This window comes from Mesorhizobium sanjuanii, from assembly GCF_002529485.1.
GTDB lineage: Bacteria > Pseudomonadota > Alphaproteobacteria > Rhizobiales > Rhizobiaceae > Mesorhizobium > Mesorhizobium sanjuanii.
Genome location: NZ_NWQG01000090.1, coordinates 1 through 3916, shown reverse-complemented (window position 1 = coordinate 3916; position 3916 = coordinate 1). Strand labels below are relative to the sequence as shown.

General features: G+C 63.9%; 3 protein-coding genes and 1 pseudogene. 2 read left to right on the top strand and 2 right to left on the bottom strand.

The features are described 5' to 3' along the window. Positions 1-81: 81 nt before the first annotated feature. Together secG and tpiA are read right to left on the bottom strand one after the other, a co-directional pair. The gene (secG, locus tag CN311_RS15280; RefSeq protein ID WP_097574624.1) at positions 82-570 is read right to left on the bottom strand and encodes a preprotein translocase subunit SecG; all 489 of its coding nucleotides are present in this window, start codon (positions 568-570) and stop codon (positions 82-84) included. Positions 571-748: 178 nt separating this feature from the next. Beyond that, positions 749-1516, bottom strand: a complete 768-nt coding sequence (tpiA, locus tag CN311_RS15275; RefSeq protein ID WP_097574623.1) for a triose-phosphate isomerase — start codon at positions 1514-1516, stop codon at positions 749-751. Positions 1517-1661: 145 nt separating this feature from the next. Here tpiA and CN311_RS15270 point away from each other — a divergent pair, with 145 nt between their 5' ends. Then, positions 1662-3554 (top strand): SurA N-terminal domain-containing protein, encoded by a 1893-nt coding sequence (locus CN311_RS15270; RefSeq protein ID WP_097574622.1) that lies wholly within the window; start codon positions 1662-1664, stop codon positions 3552-3554. Next, positions 3551-3916, top strand: a pseudogene (locus CN311_RS15265) (anthranilate phosphoribosyltransferase); the annotation flags it as partial. The gene CN311_RS15270 and the pseudogene CN311_RS15265, both read left to right, overlap by 4 nt.

The following is a 3916-nucleotide window of genomic DNA, read 5'->3' as shown; positions in this document are numbered from 1 at the left end:
CGGTCGATTCTTCGTGATCTTGCGGCATTTGCCGCGACTGTGTTCAAACAACAACAGATCGCGGAAACCAACCATTAACAATTACTGGTTTGGAACCTGCGGCGTGACCGGCAAGGTAACACCGTTCGTGGCCGGCGGCGTGGTCGAACCCGCCGCGGGCGGCGAAGCCGGAGCGGTTGCCGGGGGCGTCGCCGCGGCATCATTGCCGGAGGGCGGTGCCACGTTGTTGGAGGACGGCGCCGTGGTGCCGGAGGGCGGCGCTGGAGCCGTGGTGCCGGGCAACTGGTCGAGCACGCCCTTGCCTGCGCCATCCGTTGCCGGCACGCGGTCGAGAATGTCGATCGGCTTCTCGCCATAGCGGGCGACGATCGATAATGTCAGTGAGGTGGCGAAGAAAGCCGCTGCCAGGATCGCCGTCGCCCGCGTCAGCGCGTTGGCGGCGCCGCGCGCGGTCATGAAGCCGGATCCGCCGCCGATGCCGAGGCCGCCGCCTTCGGAGCGCTGCAAGAGCACCACGCCGACAAGAGCGAGCACGACCATGAGGTGGACGACGATCAGTACGGTTTCCATAGTTTATCCTGGCAAAGCCTTGCGCGGCCGCGGATACGACCGGTGATTTGGAGGCGGCTCAATACAATGCTTTGACGGCATTTCCAAGCCCGTGGCCGGAATATGGGAAGCAACGCGCCCTTTGCAACGATTTCGCGCAGCCGCGCCGCCCGCTCGAGGTCAGCAAGAGCTCCGGATATTACGAGATATTCCGGTAGGCTTCGGCGATGCCGAGAAAGTCCGCCGCCTTCAGGCTGGCGCCGCCGACCAGCGCGCCATCGACATTCCTGACGCCGAGCAGTTCGACCGCGTTGGAAGGCTTGACCGAGCCGCCATAGAGGATGCGCATCTTGGCCGCGGCACCGCCAAGCTTTTCCGACAGTTTTTCACGGATATGCGCATGCGCTTCGGCGACATCGGCGGCAGTGGGCGTCAGCCCCGTGCCGATCGCCCATACCGGCTCGTAGGCGATGACGGTGTTCGACGCCGTGGCGTCGGGCGGCACCGAGCCGGCAACCTGACGCGACAGCACGTCGAGCGTGGCACCGGCTTCGCGTTCGGCCCTGGTCTCGCCAATACAAACGATGGCCACAAGCCCGGCGCGCCATGCGGCCGACGCCTTGGCCTGAACCGTTGCGTCGTCCTCGCCGCTTTGCTCACGGCGTTCGGAATGGCCGACAATGACGTGGCTGGCGCCGGCATCCTTCAGCATCTCGGCCGAGATGCAGCCGGTATAGGCGCCGCTTTCCTTGGTGTGGCAATCCTCGCCCCCGGCCCGCACCGGCGTGCGCGACAGAATCTCCGCGGCATGCGCAAGCAGCGTCGCCGGAACGCAGACCAGCGCTTCGGTCTCCGCATCGAGCCCGCTCATGAAGCCGTTGCCGATCATCCTGAGTTCGTTGAGCGAGGCGCTGGTGCCGTTCATTTTCCAGTTGCCTGCGACCAGCGGTCGGATTCCTGGCGTCATTGGTTTGCTTCTCCGGGCGATATTCGGCTCATGCTCTCACTACCAAAATCAGGCCACAAAGCAATCGACAGTGGGCCGGAAGGGCGCTATTGCGCTTGTTTCAGACTCGGGCGCAGTGGAAAATGCGCAAAAATCGGAAGTAAACATGCTTGGTACGTTGAGAAGCGCGGCGGGAACCTGGGTCGCGAAACTGTTGCTGTCTCTGCTGGTGTTGAGTTTCCTCGTCTGGGGCGTCTCCGGAGAACTGGCGGGCGGTCTCGCTGGCCACGACTCCGTCGTCACGGTTGGAGGCACCAAAGTGTCGGTCAACGAATACCGTCTCGCCTATGATCGTCAGCTCAGCCTGATGTCGCAGCAGTTCGGCCAGCGCATAACCCACGAGCAGGCGAAGGCGCTCGGTATCGACAATCAGGTGCTGGCGCAACTCGTCTCGGGCGCCGTGCTTGACGAACAGGCTCGCAAGCTCGGACTCGGCCTCTCCAAGGACAGGTTGGCCGAACTCACGCGCGATGATCCGGCGTTCAAGGGACCCGCGGGCCAGTTCGACAGGCGGACCTTCGACTATATGCTGCAACAGGCCGGCATGCGGCCCGAGGACTACCTCAGGAACCGCGCCCAGGTGGCGGTACGCCAGCAGATCGTCGAGGCGGTATCCGATGGTCTCAAGGCCCCGGATGCCTTCTTCAAGGCGGTCGCGCTCTATCGCGGCGAAGACCGCACCATCGACTATGTGACACTGCCGAAATCGCTGGTCGAGCCGATCGAAGCGCCGTCCGACACAGTGCTTTCGGCCTATTTCGAGGAAAACAAGAAAACCTACGCGGCGCCGGAATATCGCAAATTCTCCTATGTCCGGCTCGAACCGCAAGATATCGTGGATTTGAGCGCCGTGAGCGACCAGCAGGTCAGCGACGATTACAACAAGAACAAGGCGCGTTACACCACGCCGGAATTGCGCACCATCGAACAGCTCGTCTTCAAGACGCCCGAAGCCGCCAAGGCCGCGCTCGATTCGCTGCAGACCGGTGCTACCTTCGACAAGATCGTCGTCGCCGAAGGCAAGACGCCTGCCGATACGCTGCTGGGCACGCTGGCCCGGGACAAGATCGCCGACAAGGCGGTGGCGGATGCGGCGTTCGCGCTCAACGTCAATGAAGTCAGCCCGGTCGTGCAAGGCGCCTTCGGCCCGGTGCTGCTGCGCGTCACCGACATCAAGCCCGAAGTGGTGAAGCCGCTGGCCGAAGTGTCCGCCGAGATCCGCAAGGATCTGGCGTTGGGTGAGGCAAACCGCATCCTTCTGGACGTGCATGACAATTACGAAGATATCCGCGCGTCGGGCAGCTCGCTCGCGCAAGCGGCCGACAAGCTGAAACTGAAGGTCGTCACCATTGACGCGATCGATCGCACCGGTCAGCGGCCGGACGGAAGCATCGTCAAGGATCTGCCGGAATCGCCGGAGCTCATCAAGGCCGTGTTCAGCGCCGAACCCGGCACGGAAAATCCGGACCTTACCACCGCCGACAACGGCTTCGTGTTCTACCAGGTGGATGGCATCACGCCGGCCCGCGACCGTACGCTGGAGGAAGTGCGCCAGAAGGTGGTGGCCGACTGGACGGCGGCCGAAACGACCAAGCGGCTCACCGCGAAGGCGGAGGAGCTCGAAAAGCGTCTCAAGGCCGGCGCCACGCTCGATGCGATCGCCGGCGAGCTCAAGCTCGAGAAGCAGACCAAGCGCGGCGTCAAGCGCGAGGCCGACGACGTCGATTTCGGCAAGGAAGGGGCGGCTGCCATGTTCGGCGTCGGCGAAGGCGGGACCGGCCTGATTCCCTCGCCCACCGGTGACGGACAGATCCTGTACAAGGTCGCCGAGGTCTTCGAGCCTGCCGGAGCCGACGCCAGTTCCTTGCCGGACGATGTGCGGAAATCCTTCACGTCAGGCATGTCCGACGATTTGCTCGACCAGTTGGTGGCGCAGTTGCAGACGCAATACGATGTTCGCATCGACCAGACCGCCGTTGCCCAAGCCCTGACCAGATGAGCGCGCTGAAGACCCACATCGCCAAGATCGCCACGGGAACCGCGTTGTCCTTCGAGGAAGCGCGCGAGGCTTTCGACATCATCATGTCGGGCGACGCCACGCCCGGCCAGATCGGCGGCTTCCTGATGGCGCTGCGCGTGCGCGGCGAGACGGTGAGCGAGATTTCCGGCGCCGTCGCCACGATGCGCGCCAAGATGCTGCGCGTCGATGCGCCCGAAGGTGCTATCGACATCGTCGGCACCGGCGGCGACAATTCACATTCGGTCAACATCTCGACCGCATCCGCCTTCGTCATCGCCGCCTGCGGCGTTCCGGTGGCCAAGCACGGCAATCGCGGACTGTCCTCGCAAACTGGCGCCGCC